At 40.5% G+C, this 15,712-nt stretch carries 14 protein-coding genes; 2 read left to right on the plus strand and 12 right to left on the minus strand.

Annotation, left to right across the window (positions count from 1 at the left end; translation table 11 throughout):
* Nucleotide 1 precedes the first annotated feature (1 nt).
* Nucleotides 2-286 (plus strand): cell division topological specificity factor MinE, encoded by a 285-nt coding sequence (minE, locus tag PR808_RS00875; RefSeq protein WP_206084203.1) that lies wholly within the window; start codon nucleotides 2-4, stop codon nucleotides 284-286.
* A 144-nt stretch (nucleotides 287-430) separates the two neighbouring features.
* On the opposite strand, the gene PR808_RS00880 is transcribed toward minE, so the two are convergent.
* From PR808_RS00880 to PR808_RS00925, 10 genes are all read right to left on the minus strand, one after another.
* A complete protein-coding gene (locus tag PR808_RS00880; RefSeq protein WP_272538466.1) occupies nucleotides 431-1,213 on the minus strand; it encodes an energy transducer TonB in 783 nt (260 codons plus the stop codon).
* A 67-nt stretch (nucleotides 1,214-1,280) separates the two neighbouring features.
* Nucleotides 1,281-4,292, minus strand: coding sequence for a TonB-dependent receptor domain-containing protein (locus tag PR808_RS00885; RefSeq protein ID WP_272538467.1), 3,012 nt, complete (start codon nucleotides 4,290-4,292; stop codon nucleotides 1,281-1,283).
* Between the two features lie 18 nt (nucleotides 4,293-4,310).
* Nucleotides 4,311-5,792, minus strand: coding sequence for a porin family protein (locus PR808_RS00890; RefSeq protein WP_272538468.1), 1,482 nt, complete (start codon nucleotides 5,790-5,792; stop codon nucleotides 4,311-4,313).
* An 18-nt stretch (nucleotides 5,793-5,810) separates the two neighbouring features.
* Nucleotides 5,811-6,551 (minus strand): Slam-dependent surface lipoprotein, encoded by a 741-nt coding sequence (locus PR808_RS00895; protein WP_272538469.1) that lies wholly within the window; start codon nucleotides 6,549-6,551, stop codon nucleotides 5,811-5,813.
* Between the two features lie 434 nt (nucleotides 6,552-6,985).
* Nucleotides 6,986-8,107 carry a ribonuclease D gene (rnd, locus tag PR808_RS00900; RefSeq protein WP_272538519.1) on the minus strand — a complete coding sequence of 374 codons (1,122 nt, stop codon included), beginning with the start codon at nucleotides 8,105-8,107 and terminating at the stop codon, nucleotides 6,986-6,988.
* A 90-nt stretch (nucleotides 8,108-8,197) separates the two neighbouring features.
* A complete protein-coding gene (fadD, locus tag PR808_RS00905) occupies nucleotides 8,198-9,886 on the minus strand; it encodes a long-chain-fatty-acid--CoA ligase FadD (RefSeq protein ID WP_206084198.1) in 1,689 nt (562 codons plus the stop codon).
* Between the two features lie 400 nt (nucleotides 9,887-10,286).
* Nucleotides 10,287-10,460, minus strand: a complete 174-nt coding sequence (locus PR808_RS00910) for an NmrA family NAD(P)-binding protein (RefSeq protein ID WP_206084197.1) — start codon at nucleotides 10,458-10,460, stop codon at nucleotides 10,287-10,289.
* A gap of 175 nt (nucleotides 10,461-10,635) precedes the next feature.
* Nucleotides 10,636-11,232 carry a Slp family lipoprotein gene (locus PR808_RS00915; protein ID WP_206084196.1) on the minus strand — a complete coding sequence of 199 codons (597 nt, stop codon included), beginning with the start codon at nucleotides 11,230-11,232 and terminating at the stop codon, nucleotides 10,636-10,638.
* A 214-nt stretch (nucleotides 11,233-11,446) separates the two neighbouring features.
* Entirely contained in the window at nucleotides 11,447-12,145 is a 699-nt protein-coding gene (gene tsaB / locus PR808_RS00920) for a tRNA (adenosine(37)-N6)-threonylcarbamoyltransferase complex dimerization subunit type 1 TsaB (RefSeq protein WP_272538470.1), read from the minus strand.
* 88 nt (nucleotides 12,146-12,233) lie between these two features.
* A complete protein-coding gene (locus PR808_RS00925) occupies nucleotides 12,234-14,156 on the minus strand; it encodes an ATP-dependent DNA helicase (RefSeq protein WP_272538471.1) in 1,923 nt (640 codons plus the stop codon).
* Between the two features lie 151 nt (nucleotides 14,157-14,307).
* On the opposite strand from PR808_RS00925, the gene PR808_RS00930 reads away from it, so the two are divergent.
* Nucleotides 14,308-14,655 (plus strand): RidA family protein, encoded by a 348-nt coding sequence (locus PR808_RS00930; protein ID WP_206084193.1) that lies wholly within the window; start codon nucleotides 14,308-14,310, stop codon nucleotides 14,653-14,655.
* A 217-nt stretch (nucleotides 14,656-14,872) separates the two neighbouring features.
* Here PR808_RS00930 and mdtI read toward each other — a convergent pair whose 3' ends face one another.
* A complete protein-coding gene (gene mdtI / locus PR808_RS00935) occupies nucleotides 14,873-15,205 on the minus strand; it encodes a multidrug/spermidine efflux SMR transporter subunit MdtI (protein WP_206084192.1) in 333 nt (110 codons plus the stop codon).
* 1 nt (nucleotide 15,206) lies between these two features.
* Nucleotides 15,207-15,635, minus strand: coding sequence for a multidrug/spermidine efflux SMR transporter subunit MdtJ (gene mdtJ / locus PR808_RS00940; protein WP_206084191.1), 429 nt, complete (start codon nucleotides 15,633-15,635; stop codon nucleotides 15,207-15,209).
* Nucleotides 15,636-15,712 lie beyond the last annotated feature (77 nt).

Below are 15,712 nucleotides of genomic sequence, written 5' to 3' on the forward strand. Positions count from 1 at the left end.
AATGGCTTTATTGGATTTCTTTCTGTCGAGAAAAAAGACGACAGCGAATATCGCAAAAGAGCGATTACAAATCATCGTTGCGGAACGCCGCCGTGGTGATAGCGAACCCGCATACCTTGCTGATATGAAACGCGATATTTTGCAGGTTATCTGCAAGTATGTCCAAGTTGATCCTGAGATGTTATCAGTACAATTTGAACAAAAAGACGATGATATTTCTGTTCTTGAGTTAAACGTTACGCTACCAGAAGGTGACGAAATTAAAACGACTACAACAGAAAAATAATTCGCAAAGAAGCCGCTATGTTGTATGGCGGCTTGCTTTTTATTCCCAATAGTTGGTTACCGATATTAAACAATAGGCTCAGGCTCACCTTTGCCACAAATATTAGTCATCTTTTCAGGTTGAAAACCACCACGGTTCGGCAATTTATAGCTTGAATTTAATTGCTAATGTAACCTGTTTTTTAAAGCCTTCTGGCGGTATACCAACAGAACTGCTCTTCGCTACTGCCGTTAACGCTGCTTGGTCGAGTTGAGTATGCGTAGAGGATTTAGCAATACTTACCTTGGTTATCTCCCCCAATGGCGTTAGCGTAAAACTCACCTCTACCGTTCCTTGAATATTGGTATTTCTCGCTTTTCTGGGATAACGTTTATGGCGCTCTATTTCACGGCGTAATTTATCAATATAAGATTGGTGACTCGCGCTTATACTGTCCCCAACCGCCCTCGTATTTTGCGCCCCCTGTTCGCCTGCGGCATCAGAGAACGTGTTATTTTGCCCTGCTTGTTGCTCTTGTTTTACATCATCGTTTTTTTCACTTTTTTGTTGCTGTTCTTTTTGCTGCTTAATAACCTTTTTATTTGGTTGTTTTTCATCTTTTTTCTCGATGTTTTTTTTCTGAGTTGCTGAAACTTTATTTTCATCACTGTGCGTGCTTTTTTTATTCGCAACTTTAATTACAGCATTTTCATTTTGTTGTGGTTCTGAGAGCAATCCACCTGTTAGCTCATTATGTAATGTGACATCATTTATTTGCTTTTCAATTACATTTTGCGTCAGTGCAAAAGAGATTATCGCCGCTTTTATTGGCGTATAAATTTGTGCGAAACGTGTTTTCTCTGCACTTAAACAATAAAAAACAATACCAAAATGAAATAATAGCGAAACCATAACTGCAAGTTTAAAATTAAAACGTAAAGTAATCATTTTAATATCCCTAATAGCCCCTTCGTTAATGCCACAACATAACTACATCAACGAAGGGGGATCCCTTTTAGAAGCGACTAGCTACATTGAAGCGTATCGTTCTACCTGGGGCCGGCATCATACTGCGGGTTAATGGGTCAATGTAATATTCATCAAATAAATTTGTGGCTAATAATTCAAGGGATAGGTCTTTATTAAACTGATAATTCACATAAGCATCAGCGGTAAAAACAGCATTCCAACTCATCGGGTCATTGTTTAATGGCGCATATGAGTATGGATATTTATCTATCATTTCCGCTTCATCCTCATTTTTTGCTTTGCTGTGATATCGCATACGGCTACCCACTTCTAAACGTTCATCTAAGAAGCGTAAACCTAGGTTGGCATGGATGCTATATTTAGGTTGCAATTGAGTACGCAAATAGCCGCCGGGGAACCCTGCTGTTGTACACTCTGGGCCACCAAATTTGTTATAGGGGTCCATTGCTACCAGTGAGACTTCATCGCAAACTTCATTTTTTAAGCGGTAATCTACCCCTAAGTCACCAAATACCCAGCCATTATCATAACGCGCTAATAATTCCAGACCAGCCGTGTTATGTTTATCAACCTGCGTAAAGACTAACCTGTAGTTCCTATCAAATGCATTTGTGACAACCGTGTTATAGTAATTTATGCGTAAGTCGGCATGGTTTTCTGCCGCAACGAGATCTTGGAAATTACGCACATACCCTAGTTCTATCGTATGGCTGCGTTCTGGCAAATAAACCGGTGGCGTGTAATTCGGCTCTCTTCCTCCAGAAAAACCAATCGTGTCTTCAAATATACTTGGCATCCTAACGGTTTCTAAATAACGCCCAAATATTCGGTCGTTCTCTGTTAGGTAAATTGTGGCCCCTAACGCCGGAGCCCAAGCTGATTCTTCATTTCTTTTCGGCACTTTAAATTTTTGCTCGTCTGTAAACCTCAATTCATCATACCCTTTATTAATAATATCTGTTGTCCGGTATTTTTTTGCTTTTAAGCCTGTTACGGGGTCGATTATTTCTTCTTTTAAATCAATCTCGCTATTATAGAATGGGTTATTTTTTCGTATAAACCGGTTATTTTCATCCACCTTCCATTTTACTATATTGTTTCTTTCTGTAATTCTAAACTCAGATTTTTTTCTATTTATATCCTTTCGACAGCCAGCATTCTCTAATGAATTCGCTTTCATTTTTAGTGCTTTTTCGATAAAAATTCGCCGATCATAAGATCTTCCTTTTACATCTTTAAATGTGTTCCCTTTGTCATCAACATACTGTTGTACTGTTTGGTACTCTTGTTCACTTAATAAACGAGATAGTCGAAAATTTCGCGCCGTTATATGGCTATAGGGGGCATAATTTACATCTTTAGCTGCGATGCGCCTCTCTTTTAATAAATCTCTTGACCAGTAACTAATATATTGAGCCCCCGCATTCAGGCTTAACCAATCAGTAGGCTGCCAATCCAACCGAATAATACCATTATATTCCCGACGCTTACCTTCCCTAGGGATAGCACGGAACATATTACCCTTTGGGCTAGAATCCGAATTAAAAATATCTTCACGGCTACCAATGGTTTCATCAATTAAGCTTCCCATTAAAGTCACTTTAAATTCAGGTGTAATTTGAAATTTATTGGATAATGAAACACCATAGCGATCGTTAAGTTGGTTTAATTTAATCCCATCAACTAAGGTGCCATTGATAGCAGGATTTTTAGCCACATTTTTATCTCGACCAAATTCATAATTCCAATCCCTTTCCATTGGTTCCCTAGGCTGGCCACCTGCGGTATTTGTGTTTAAATTAGTTTTTGTCAACCAATAACCTAATCGGAAATCAACCCAACCAATGGACTCGGGTTTGAACGAATAATTGGCGTAAAAAGTATTTAACGCCAAGTTAGCTAAAGGCCATTGCGGAATTTTCCCTTCTAAATCATGATAACGAATTTGCGATGGCATGATTTCGCCATAATGGCTTGACGTATGCATATAACCAAGGGAGAGGTCTTGTGCATAAGGTAGCATCAAATTTAATTTAGCCAGCCATGTCGACATTTCATTTGATGTATTCGCCACCTCTGTATTTGGCCCGTAAATCCTAGCGACAAAGGGTATATATGGGTCTATCGCCTTATTTGTGTTATTAGGGTCATAGGTAATAATATCATCATAAAATTTATCCGCCCCACGGCGCCCAGCAAAATAGTTACCTTGGTTGCGGTAGCTGTACGCCAACATCAAATCAAACTTTTCTTGCCGTGTCCCAATGGCAATGCGCGCTGCGTTATCTTGCAGATTAAAGAAATTGGCATTACCTTTACTACGAGCATCAACAAGCATTTCGTGATCTTGAAAATAAATTCCACGAAACTTCTGCATGTCTAGCGTACTCAATAGTCGCTTATCATCGCGATAGTCTATACCGTGGTTTAAATGATTAACCCTCGGTTTTGTGGAGTTACTCGATGTCTCTAATTTAATATCAAAACCAAACTTCTCATATTTATCCACAACATCATCAATGCCTAGGGTCGTTATCGCCACCCCACCACCTGTAGAGGTACGCACATCGCGGTCTAGCGTTGCGCTTTTCATGACCTTAATGCTGCTAATCATATTTGGGTCGATATAATTACGGTTATTCGCCCCGTTGTAGCCACGCCACACAGTGATAGCCTGTTCTGTGCCATCGACAGTTACCGGGACGCGCCCTTGCCCCTGTACCCCTCGTACATTGGGGTCTATTGCCCCGCTATTACGGGCATCACCGCTGTACACCCCTACCGCATGGTTTATGGTATCTGCAGGGTTGGTGCCTTTATAGCGTTCGATTTCTTCTTTACTGATGTAAATATTCGATTCGTCTTTATCATATTGGTCATCCGCCCCTTTTCTATCACGCTCTTTGATAGTGGTCGCTTTATCATTTACCACAATAGAGCCGATGTTTTCGCTTTGTTGTGCATAGACTAAGTGTGTAATACTACCAATAGATAACCCTGTCGCGATATTAATGGCTATCACAGTTTTTATTTTCATTATTTGTTCCGGTGAAAATTAAAATTTCTTGGTGAAATTGACACCGACTTCACTTTGCTTAAAAGAATAAATAATATCCGCCTTACTTTTATTCACTTGGCTATTGAAATAAACTGAAGGCGTAAAACTTAATACTTTGTTATTATCAAAGGTCATTTGGGTATTTAAATATCCATTGTGGTCTTTTCTTTTTACATTTAAAAATGCATCAAACTGTTTGAAATTTGTTTGCTTGTAACCTAGCACAACAAGTAAATCACACAATTCAGTGACTTTTAAAAAACCAACTCTGACCCCATACTGTGAATAGCTATCACTATTGCGTTGTTTTTCCCTATTGGCGCCATGAATGCCCCCAAAAGCGATTAGCCGAGGGTTGATTAAATAGGTACCAACAATTGAATAAACCCATTTATCACCATCATTGAAACTATACTCGTGAGGGTAAGTTTTATTTTTATAATCGATATCACCTAAAAAGCTCACCTGGTGATTTAGCGTATACTCTGTCGCTATTTTCCCCCCTAGGCTTAAATTATAATATTGGTTATCATGCCACTTCGCCTCAACTGTAGGCTGTATACGGACTTTGGCGTTAGCGTCCTCATATTGATAACCCCCGCTAACAAATATATTCATTTTTCTAACCGTGACTGTTTTCATCGGTTCTACCCCAACGGCGCCCAATGATAATAGCCCTGAATGGTTACCCACGAGAGGAAAACGCTTTGCTGATTTAATATAATAATGCCATTTTCCACCAGCGATAGATTGATTGGTACTATTCATACACTTACCATGAAAACAGTGTATTTCTCGGCTGTTTGATGCTTCATTTAAATTAAAATCATAACTCGAACCAAATTTAATAGTGCCTTGCCAATGATTTTTATTTTTTAAATTTATTATTTGACGATTAATATAACCCGCGAGTTTTCCTGATATTTTATCCCCGTATTTATTTTGTACGCCTTGGTATAAAGATAGTGCCGACTCATAATGTTTAACATAAAGCAATGCTCGTGCGAGCTTTAATTCAACTAGCAACATATTAGGTTTCCGAGCCAAGATTTCATTATATAGCTTAATAGCATCACTATATTTTTTCTTTGAAATTGCCTTTTCAGAATAAATATACTTTACTAGTTCTTTGTCATGTTTTTGATGACTAATATAACCATTGATAATAGCATCTATTTTTTCGAATTCGTGTTTATGAACCAGATCATAAAGAATAAAACCAAGTTCGTCGATGCTTTTTTTGCTATTTTTCACATTATTTATTCCTAATTTATATTCTTTATTATTATAACTATTTAAAATATCAATAAGTTCCTCTTTCAATTTTGGCTCTGCAAATGCAGTAAGTTGAAAAATGAGCAACAATAAAATAATACATATTGAAAATATTTTTTTATTAAAAGCTAACATAAAGAAATCACCATTTTTTCGATAAAATAAAAAGTAGACAAAATTACTTTTGCCTACTTTTTTATCCAATTATCTTTTCAGTAATTATTAATCTTTCTGGCCACCGAACGCCGTGTCTAACTCACGATTGTTTTCATAATAAAGAATACCGGCCACTTGTTCTGCATTATCACCAAAGAATTGTCCCATGCTGTTACCATGATGTGTTTCATTGGCAATGGCAGTACCGCTAAATTTACCATCTTCTTCAATGGCCCCCATCATGGAGTGGTTATTCGTTCCTTCTAATGCACCTGTATATGACTTATCCGCAAAATTAGCATTAAACCAACCTGTCTGTTTTGCTTCACCCGCAAACTGGTTAACACCTGCTATGGTATAAGTCGCTTGGCCACTGGTTGGGACTTCTGTTGTTGCATTCGCACCGGAGAAATAAACCGTGTGCATTGCATCATCCGCTAAACCAGTTTGTGACCAGTCACCAAAATATACCTCGGCATCTGCAACCTGGCTAAATTGGAATTTGCCCATTCCGCCATGTGGGCTACCGCCGCTTTCCAAAATATAAACGTTGTCTGGCTTTTGCGTTACTAAGTTTTTTAAGCCTGAAAATGAAATTGTTTTGCCTTCTCTCATAAAGCGAGAACCGATACCCGGTGCGCCAATACTGCCAGCATGAGGCCCCATAGTTGATTGAGTTTTATCGACAATAATATTTGTTAGGCCATCTTCATAATCTAAACTCTGATTTGATACCGTTTCAGCCATAACACCAACAGAAAATACAGAGAAAGATACAGCGGCGGTAATTAATGATAATTTCTTCATTTGTGAATCCTTTTTCAACTGAAGTGTGAATTAAATAACGCGGTTAAAAAACACATTAAATAAAAGATTATTCTTTCCTTTAATATTCGAGATTCAGTATATGAAAATGATTTTCATTTACAAATGCGGGGGATATAATTCAAAATTATATTATTAGACCATAAAGCAAAATAATCTTTTTATTTTTAGTGGGTTAATCAATAGTCCTACAACGCGTAACTTTATTTGTTGAGGCTTAAATAAAGTGTTAATTGAATTTTTAAGAGTAATTACAATTATTAGATGAAAATGGAATGATTATATTTATGAGTAAATGCGGTGGTGTTTTTACAAGCTCATTGAGGAATAATAAACATAAAAATAAAGTTGAGTAAAACAGACTTGGTTATTCTAATGATTAGGTACAAGAAGCGCCCTTCTTGTACCTTGATACGCTATACGCTTGCTAGTAATTTAGCTATGGGCTCTGCCAGTAATCGACCGCGCCAGCCTGTCAATAATTCAGGTGGCGTGGAGGAAGATTTAATTCCCCAGTGAATAGATAGTAGCTGATTTATTTGTCGCCTCGATGCTAATAGCTCTGCATTAAACTTTTCATTTTCAGCGATATCTTTAACCACTGCTTTAATTTCTTTAAAGACATTTTTATATTGGCTTTGTTCGGTAATATTCGCCACTGGTGCTGGGTATAGGCTTGGATCAAGCTTCTTAGCTTGCTCAACTATGCTTAGCAAACGCTTACCGTGACAACGAATCTCTTGTCCCGTCAAACCAAGGCTATCTAGCTCGCCAAGAGTGGTTGGTAGGAAACGTGCAACTTTCCACAGATGTTCTTCTTTTACGACAAAATTAATCGCCATATCCCGTGCTTTAGCTTGGTTCAAACGCCAATCGGCAAGTAATTGCAAGCATGCCAGTTGCTCATCACGTAACTGGCACGCATTGTGAATATTTAAGTAGGCTCTTTCGGGTTTCAGCAGTTTTTGGCGACGGGCAACCACACGCTGGCATTCGTCTTTAGCATCTTCTAAATACCCTGACTCCGTGACCTTCTGCATAAGAATTTCAGCTAATGGCAGTAAATACAGCACATCCGCGGTTGCATAGTCACATTGTTTCTCACTTAGCGGCCGCGCTAACCAATCTGTCCGTGATTCACTTTTGTCCAGCTCAATGCCAAGATGTTCTGCGACCAATGAAGCAAACCCACATGAAATTGGATAGCCCAGAAAAGCTGCAACCACTTGGGTATCAATCATCGGTTCGGGTACGCAGTCAAAATCATGCATAAACACTTCAAGGTCTTCACTCCCTGCGTGCAAGAATTTAAGCTGATTTGGATCCGTTAACAGCGCTTTAAAAGGGCTGAAATCAGATATTGAGAGTGGGTCAATCAATGAAACTTGCTTCCCATCATACAACTGTAGCAAACCTAATTGAGGATAATATGTTCTTGTACGAACAAACTCGGTATCCAATGCAAGCCAGGGTGCATCACTGGCGTCTTGGCATATTTGGGCTAGTTCGCTATCTGTGGTCACTAAACGATAATTCAAAACAAGTTTCTCTTTTTCTATTTTCATTACAGAGACGCCGGTATAAACCGGCGTCATCTATTCGTTATGTTTATACATTCTAAATCACTTTTAAGCAGGTGACTTATTTCTTTTCAATTTTTCTTCATCGCGCAAATCTTTACGGAGAATTTTCCCAACGTTTGATTTAGGCAATTCATCACGAAACTCAAATATTTTAGGGACTTTATACGCCGTTAATGAACGACGGCAAAATGTTTTTAGTTCATCCCCCGTCAAATTCGCATTTTTCGTGACAACGAAAACTTTCACTGCTTCCCCTGTGCTTTCACTTGGTACGCCAATCGCCGCACATTCAATGACGTCAGGGTGAGTTGCAATAACATCTTCAATTTCATTTGGATAAACATTAAAACCCGACACGATGATCATATCTTTTTTACGATCAACAATGCGGATATAACCTTCACTATCCATTTCTGCGATGTCGCCCGTGGCTATCCAGCCATCAATTATCGCCTCAGCGGTAGAGTCAGGACGATTCCAATAACCTTTCATCACCTGAGGGCCTTTTACCCACATTTCGCCAGGCTCACCCAGCGGAACCTCTTGACCTTCATCATTAAGAAATTTCACATCCGTGGATGGAACGGGTAAGCCAATACTACCACTATATGCCGTGAGATTATATGGATTCCCCGTAACTAGCGGAGAACATTCTGTTAAGCCATAACCTTCAAGAAGATGTTTACCTGTCAGCTTTTGCCATTTTTCAGCCACAGCCTTTTGCACTGGCATTCCACCGCCGACCGATAATCTTAAGCGCGAGAAGTCCAACTTTTGAAACTCTTCATTATGGATCCAAGCATTAAAGAGTGTATTAACCCCAGTAATTGATGTGATGGGATAACGACCAAGCTGTTTGACTGTATCAGGTACGTCCCGCGGATTGGTGATTAATAAATTAACTCCACCCACATTGATGAAAAGCAAGCAATTTACTGTAAGAGCAAAAACATGGTACAGCGGTAATGCAGTCACCACGAATTCCGCACCAAATTTCAATACAGGACCATACGCCGCTCTTGCTTGTTCTAGATTTGCTAACATATTGCGATGAGTTAGCATCGCCCCTTTAGCCACCCCTGTAGTTCCCCCAGTATATTGCAAGAAGGCTAAATCACTGCCTGCAATATTGGGTTTAATATATTGCATCCGATAACCGTAATGCATAGCACGACGGAACGAGATGGCATCGGGTAAATTGTATTTTGGTACTAAGCGTTTTACATATTTAACGACAAAATCCACAATCGTCGCTTTCGGCCGTGAAAGTTGATCCCCCATACGGGTTAAAATCACGTGTTTAACTTTGGTGTTATAAACGATCTTTTCAAGAGTAGAGGCGAAGTTAGAGACAATCACAATCGCAGTTGTGCCGCTATCATTAAGCTGGTGTTCTAACTCCCTAGGGGTATAGAGTGGATTAACATTCACAACAACCATACCCGCACGCAATATTCCAAATAAAGCAATTGGGTATTGTAATAAGTTAGGCATCATTAAGGCAACGCGGTCACCCTTTTTAAGACCAAGCCCATTTTGTAAGTAGGCAGCAAAAGCGCGGCTTCTTTCTTCTAATTTCCGATACGTCATCACTGCCCCCATATTAATGAATGCAGGCTGATCGGCATATTGGGAAACTGCGTTTTCCAGTAACTCTGCTAAAGAAGCGAAGCGATCAGGATTGATTTCTTCCGGCACATCAGCAGGGTAATTTTTTAGCCAGATTTTTTCCAAAATGTTGCTCCTAAATTTAGTGAAGTTATTATACCCAACATCTCCTTTAACAAATTATTAACTCATTGTACCAGTTTGAAAAACAGACAATGTCAAGGTTGAGAGGTCTATCACTAAATAAATTTTGTTCCTTCAAGAAAAAACAAGGCGACATACGCCGCCCTGCTTTCTTAAATTTCGTTAATCAGATGTAAATCTGCATAAGTTATGCCTAATTATACACTGATATTGGCAAATTTTGGAGGTGTGTTCAGAAAATTCTGCAATCAATTCAGCTTGTAAGCGCAGAATTATAGGTGAATAAGGAATAAAATATTATTTGAATCACTTTTTACGTATTTATATCTAATGCTAATCGATAGATAACACCAAACAAATAATAAACGAAAGGGATCATGCATTATGTTGTCGGCTCAGTCACTTGACCTACAACGATATCATCCGCTGCCGCCACTAAATTTACCTGACCTGTATTTCTCACTAATGCTCTAACCCAATACCCTTGGCGCTTCAATTCACAAACAAGGTACTGGCCTAAGTACCCTGTTGCGCCAGCAACGAAGACTTTTTGCATTTTCTCTCCCGCGGACACACAGATCTTTCTCCCACAGATAAAGTGCATTATTGAAGAGAAAACCTGAAATGCCAACAATAACAACTATATTTATCACATCGTTATTATTATTTTTCCTGAAGGGGGAATTAAGCTGGCATATTGTACCCCTATGCCAGCTTTGGGAATAACTTGGTTATTCAGTGAGATAAGTATGGACTTGTGCGGGGCCACCTGGGTAGCCGTAACCATAACCCCATGGGTGGTTATAGTAGTACGGATCGCCATAATAACCATAACCCCATGGGCCTGATGGCGGGATCATCACACTTTGCGCGACATTCCAGCGTTGAAAACCTGTAACATCAAGGGTGACATATTTATAAGGAACTTGCCCAACTTTCCCTTGCTGTTCTCCCGTCACTTTCCCAACAACAGTGACATAGCGGTTCGTAAAGTCACTTGGCTCACGAAAACCGTTAATATAGGCATAGATACGCCCAACTGACGGCGCATTGAGTTCTGGTGCTGCATCGTATTTGCTCAGTGCCATCACCGCAATTTCTAAACGTGTCCGTGTAGGCTCATTCGCTACTGCGAGGACTTTACCGCCAAAGCGTGCTTCCTGACCAATATACATTTCAGGGGCATTTTGAATGGATGTTAAGCTATCAGCGGGGTTTTGAACTGACCCTTGGATTGATGCAGGTATAGAAACGCACCCAGTTAGTGTTAATACACTGGCAACAAAAAGGCCTTTCAGTACATTACGGCAGTTCAATTCAATGTTCATAGACTACCTCCGATTAGCAACAGTATAAATTCAGGTCATACGGTTTAAAATAGTCTGTAGCAAAGAAGACACGATATGTTAAATTGGATAGATATAAATAGGATACTTATTAATCATAACCTATCTTTATGAATGATTCGATGTGTTTTTTATGCATTAAAAAAGGCTATCTGTTAAAAAATAGCCTATTATTTTGATCATGTCGTTGTTAGACTCATTCACGACCTGGCAGTTTTTTCCACGTCACTTCATTACGCAAATAGGTCGGTTCCACATTTTCAACCGCAATAGTTTTACCTTGAAGCCATAATTGTGCTGCAATCGGTAACATGTCTTGAGCATCAGGCAATGTTATTTGGCTGTTCTTAATGGGTTCATCACCACTGAGTAAGGATGGATATGCATCCCAGCCTGTGCCTGCATAACTCCATTGCCCTGAAATACCTGCAAACTTACGTTTAAAATCATCAGGTAATAAGACAGCTTCCGTTTCTTCGCCTTGCCAAACACCTTCAGCAGTACGTGAATATTGCGCGCAATAGATTTCAGACATACGGGCATCTATCGCCACCAGCACGTTTGATTGACGGGTTGTGCGGAATACACCTTGCGCCAACGCCATCAATGATGACACGCCAATCATTGGTAAATCAGCCCCTAATGCTAAGCCTTGAGCGATACCTACCCCAATACGTACTCCAGTAAAACTTCCTGGCCCGCGACCAAAAGCTAACGCATCCAGTTGATTAAGAGTGACTCCCGCTTCAGTTAACACTTCTTCTACCATTGGTAAAACTTTTTGCGTGTGTTCACGAGGCGAAATAGCAAAACGTGAGATAATATCGTCACCACATAATAGTGCGACGGAACAGGCTTCAGTTGCTGTATCGACAGCAAGAATACGACTCGACATGCCTAAACTCCGGCAAATTAACAGATTTCAATTGAAAGATGCGGCTTATAGTAGCATAAACCGCCGATAGGATCGCAGAAAAACACAGTTATTTCTCGGCTGCTAGCGCGCTTTTTTCTGCTAAAAAATTTATCGCTTTGGTTAGACTGCGTGTTCGTGGCGAAGGCGGTAAGCTACGCAAAAACACTTCACCATAAGGGCGCATTACTAAGCGATTATCACAAATCACTATCACACCGTAGTCACTGGTATCACGAATTAAACGTCCCACCCCTTGTTTTAACGTGATCACCGCATCTGGTAACTGCACATCCGCAAACGGATCACCACCTCTTAGCTCACAATCCTCAATACGAGCTCTTAAAAGTGGGTCATCAGGCGCAGTAAAAGGCAGTTTATCGATAATCACACAGGTTAACTCATCGCCGCGCACATCGACACCTTCCCAGAAGCTACTCGTTGCGACTAAGACTGCATTGCCTGCCGCAATAAACTGTGCAAGTAGTTTGTTTTTACTGCTCTCGCCTTGCACCATAACGGGCAAAGTCAACGAGGCTTTAAATTCCTCAGCCAGCTCTCGCATCATTAAGTGAGACGTACAGAGGAAAAAACAGCGCCCCTGATTTTTCTCGATAAGTGGCCGCAACATTGTTGCTAGTTTCTGTGCAATTCCCCGTTGATTTGGTTCAGGTAAAAAACGCGGGACACACAACATCGTTTGGCTTTCGTAATCAAAGGGGCTGGCTAACAACAACGTTTTCGCTTTAGTGAGCCCTAAACGGTCAGTAAAGTGGCTCAATTTTTCATTCACAGACAGCGTGGCAGAGGTAAATACCCAGCTCGCTGGCGTACCCGCTATCATTTCGCTGAATTTATCTGCAACGGTAAGTGGCGTTAACGCCAATAAAAAGTGACGCCCATAACTTTCAAACCAATAACTGTAACCTGGAATTGTGACATCTTTTAATCGATTCAAACGATTACGATAAACGGTAACACGTTCAAAGATAGAGTCTAAACTTTGGGAACGTCCTAGCGAGGTTTTGATTACTTCATAGCAAAGTTCCAAGGAATCATCGAGTAGTGTTAGAGCTCGTTGGACTTCATTTAACTTTAACAAATCACGCAGATTTCCACGGAAACTGTTTTCCCCCAGATTTAAACGAAAATCTAAAGTACTCTGTGTAAGCCTATCGGCACTTTTTTGCAGTTGAACCTGGTCTTTTAGTTCCGTGCGATAGGCCATTATCATATCGCGAGCAAGGTCGAGTAATTGGCGGCTACTCAGCTGCTGGCCAAAATATTGACTAGCAATATCAGGAATTTGGTGGGCTTCGTCGAAAATCATTACTTCAGCTTCTGGGATCAACTCGCCAAAACCTGTGTCTTTAACAACGCGATCAGCCATAAACAGGTGATGGTTAACGACCACAACATCCGCCTCTAAGGCTTTACGACGCGCTTTTAACACAAAGCATTCTTGATAACGCGGGCAGTCACTGCCAAGGCAGTTATCATTGGTGCTAGTCACTAAAGGCCATACAGGGCTGTCTTCTGCAATGTCATGGCAAGTACTGGTATCACCTAGCTCAGATTCGATAGACCAACTGCGTAATCGCACAACGGCTGATAGAATTTCAGGTTCTAAACTCCCGCCACCTAATGATTGCTGGTCTAATCGTTCTAAACACAAGTAGTTCGAGCGCCCTTTAAGTAAAGCCGTACGCCCAGTGTAATTCATGGCATTAATAATGGTTGGCAGGTCACGATGATAAAGTTGGTCTTGCAGTGCTTTTGAGCCCGTAGAAACAATCACTTTTTTGCCACTTCTTAGCGCAGGCACTAAATACGCGTACGTTTTCCCTGTTCCAGTCCCTGCTTCTGCAACTAAAACCTGTTGTTGTTCAATAGCTTCAGTGACTGCATTAGACATTGTCACTTGTGCAGCGCGAGGTTGAAAGCCTGAAATTGTTTTAGCCAAAAAGCCGTCAGAGGAAAAGTCGTCGCGCACTACAGAAACCTATTCATTAGCAAAAATAAGACGCTCACTTTACCATGAGTTATGGCTCTGTGCTGTTCTAATTGTAGTTTCAGTGATCAAGCGATTTTCATCCCGCTCGCAAGCTGTTATTCTTGAACAGAATAAATAATAAGGAATAATTATGACTATTAAACGTATTGACCCCGATAATCGTTGGTCGGAAGCTGTTATTCACAATAATGTGATTTATTACACCAGTGTTCCCGAAAATTTGGATGCCGATATTATCGCTCAAACCGCTAACACACTTGCCGCGATTGATGTGATGTTAGAGCGTGTCGGCTCTGATAAAAGTAAAATTCTAGATGCCACTATTTTCCTAGCGGATAAAGCCGATTTTGCGGGTATGAACCAAGCATGGGACGCGTGGGTTGTTGCAGGTAGCGCCCCCGTTCGTTGCACTGTTCAAGCTCTGTTGATGAAACCCGAGTACAAGGTTGAAATCAAAGTTGTTGCGGCAATTGACTAAGTCAATTTCTTCATAGAAAAAAGGGCTACCATTTTTGGTTAGCCCTTTTTTGTTAGATCCGCCGTGCGAACAGCGATACATTTACACACATTCATGCGCTAAATAGTTTGTGGGGTCGCTAAGCGGCAATCGCGCTAATCCCAAGGAGCATACAATAGTATGTGACTTGGGTTAGCAAGAGCAGCCAACAATGCTACAACACAAAATATGACGCGCATTAAGACATCTTAATCAACACCATTCCTAACAACAGTAACACTATTCCACCCCAGCCTTTATAATTCAGGCGTTGATTAAACAGTATCCACCCTGCTGCTACTGTCGCGATGATCCCGAAAGCTCCCCAGAGCGCATAAGCGATGGATAGCTCGATACCTTTTACTGCTTGTGCAAGAGAGCTAAATGCCCCAAGTACGGCCAACAGCGAGAGTATCCCTAGCCAATATCGTTTAAAGCCATTCGACATTTTTAACAAGATATTCGCTATAATTTCCAATATCACCGCTAAGATCAAAAACGCTGCATGCCACCATTCAAAATGACTGGCCATATTACGCCTCCGACTTAGCTTCGCGTCCAACTAAGGCACTTGATTTAGCTGCGTTGACCGCATGTTGAGTGGCCTGTTTTACTTTTTGAGCCGATCCACGAACTGTCGCTTTTTTGGTTCCTGATTTAATCAGGCCAATACCAGTGATCAATAATACCAACCCACCTATTTTCATAGGTGATAATGTTTCACCAAACCACATAACACTAAAAGTGGTAATGAACAAAATACCGATACCTTCCCAAAGAGCGTAGGCAACACCTAATGCAACTTTTTTCACTGCGATGGCGAGAAGAATGTAAGAAGTGGCTATCATCACATACATGACCACCATGCCAGTGAAATCGCCGCTCACACTGGCGTGCTTCATTGATAAGGTACCAATAACTTCAGTTACGATAGCTAATATTAAAAATATCCAATAAATCATTATAATATCTCTCTATGTACAGCTGCGTCATAGCCTGTTTTTTGTACAGATCATGCAAACAAAAAGCGTTAACGCAG

The sequence above is a fragment of the Providencia sp. PROV197 genome, assembly GCF_028479625.1.
In the GTDB taxonomy this organism is placed as follows: domain Bacteria; phylum Pseudomonadota; class Gammaproteobacteria; order Enterobacterales; family Enterobacteriaceae; genus Providencia; species Providencia vermicola.

Excerpts from the sequence above, each read along its gene's own strand:
- minE (WP_206084203.1), top strand. The coding sequence starts at position 2 with ATGGCTTTATTGGATTTCTTTCTGTCGAGAAAAAAGACGACAGCGAAT.
- PR808_RS00880 (WP_272538466.1), bottom strand. The coding sequence starts at position 1,213 with ATGATTACTTTACGTTTTAATTTTAAACTTGCAGTTATGGTTTCGCTA.
- PR808_RS00885 (WP_272538467.1), bottom strand. The coding sequence starts at position 4,292 with ATGAAAATAAAAACTGTGATAGCCATTAATATCGCGACAGGGTTATCT.
- PR808_RS00895 (WP_272538469.1), bottom strand. The coding sequence starts at position 6,551 with ATGAAGAAATTATCATTAATTACCGCCGCTGTATCTTTCTCTGTATTT.
- PR808_RS00910 (WP_206084197.1), bottom strand. The coding sequence starts at position 10,460 with ATGCAAAAAGTCTTCGTTGCTGGCGCAACAGGGTACTTAGGCCAGTAC.
- PR808_RS00915 (WP_206084196.1), bottom strand. The coding sequence starts at position 11,232 with ATGAACATTGAATTGAACTGCCGTAATGTACTGAAAGGCCTTTTTGTT.
- tsaB (WP_272538470.1), bottom strand. The coding sequence starts at position 12,145 with ATGTCGAGTCGTATTCTTGCTGTCGATACAGCAACTGAAGCCTGTTCC.
- PR808_RS00930 (WP_206084193.1), top strand. The coding sequence starts at position 14,308 with ATGACTATTAAACGTATTGACCCCGATAATCGTTGGTCGGAAGCTGTT.
- mdtI (WP_206084192.1), bottom strand. The coding sequence starts at position 15,205 with ATGGCCAGTCATTTTGAATGGTGGCATGCAGCGTTTTTGATCTTAGCG.
- mdtJ (WP_206084191.1), bottom strand. The coding sequence starts at position 15,635 with ATGATTTATTGGATATTTTTAATATTAGCTATCGTAACTGAAGTTATT.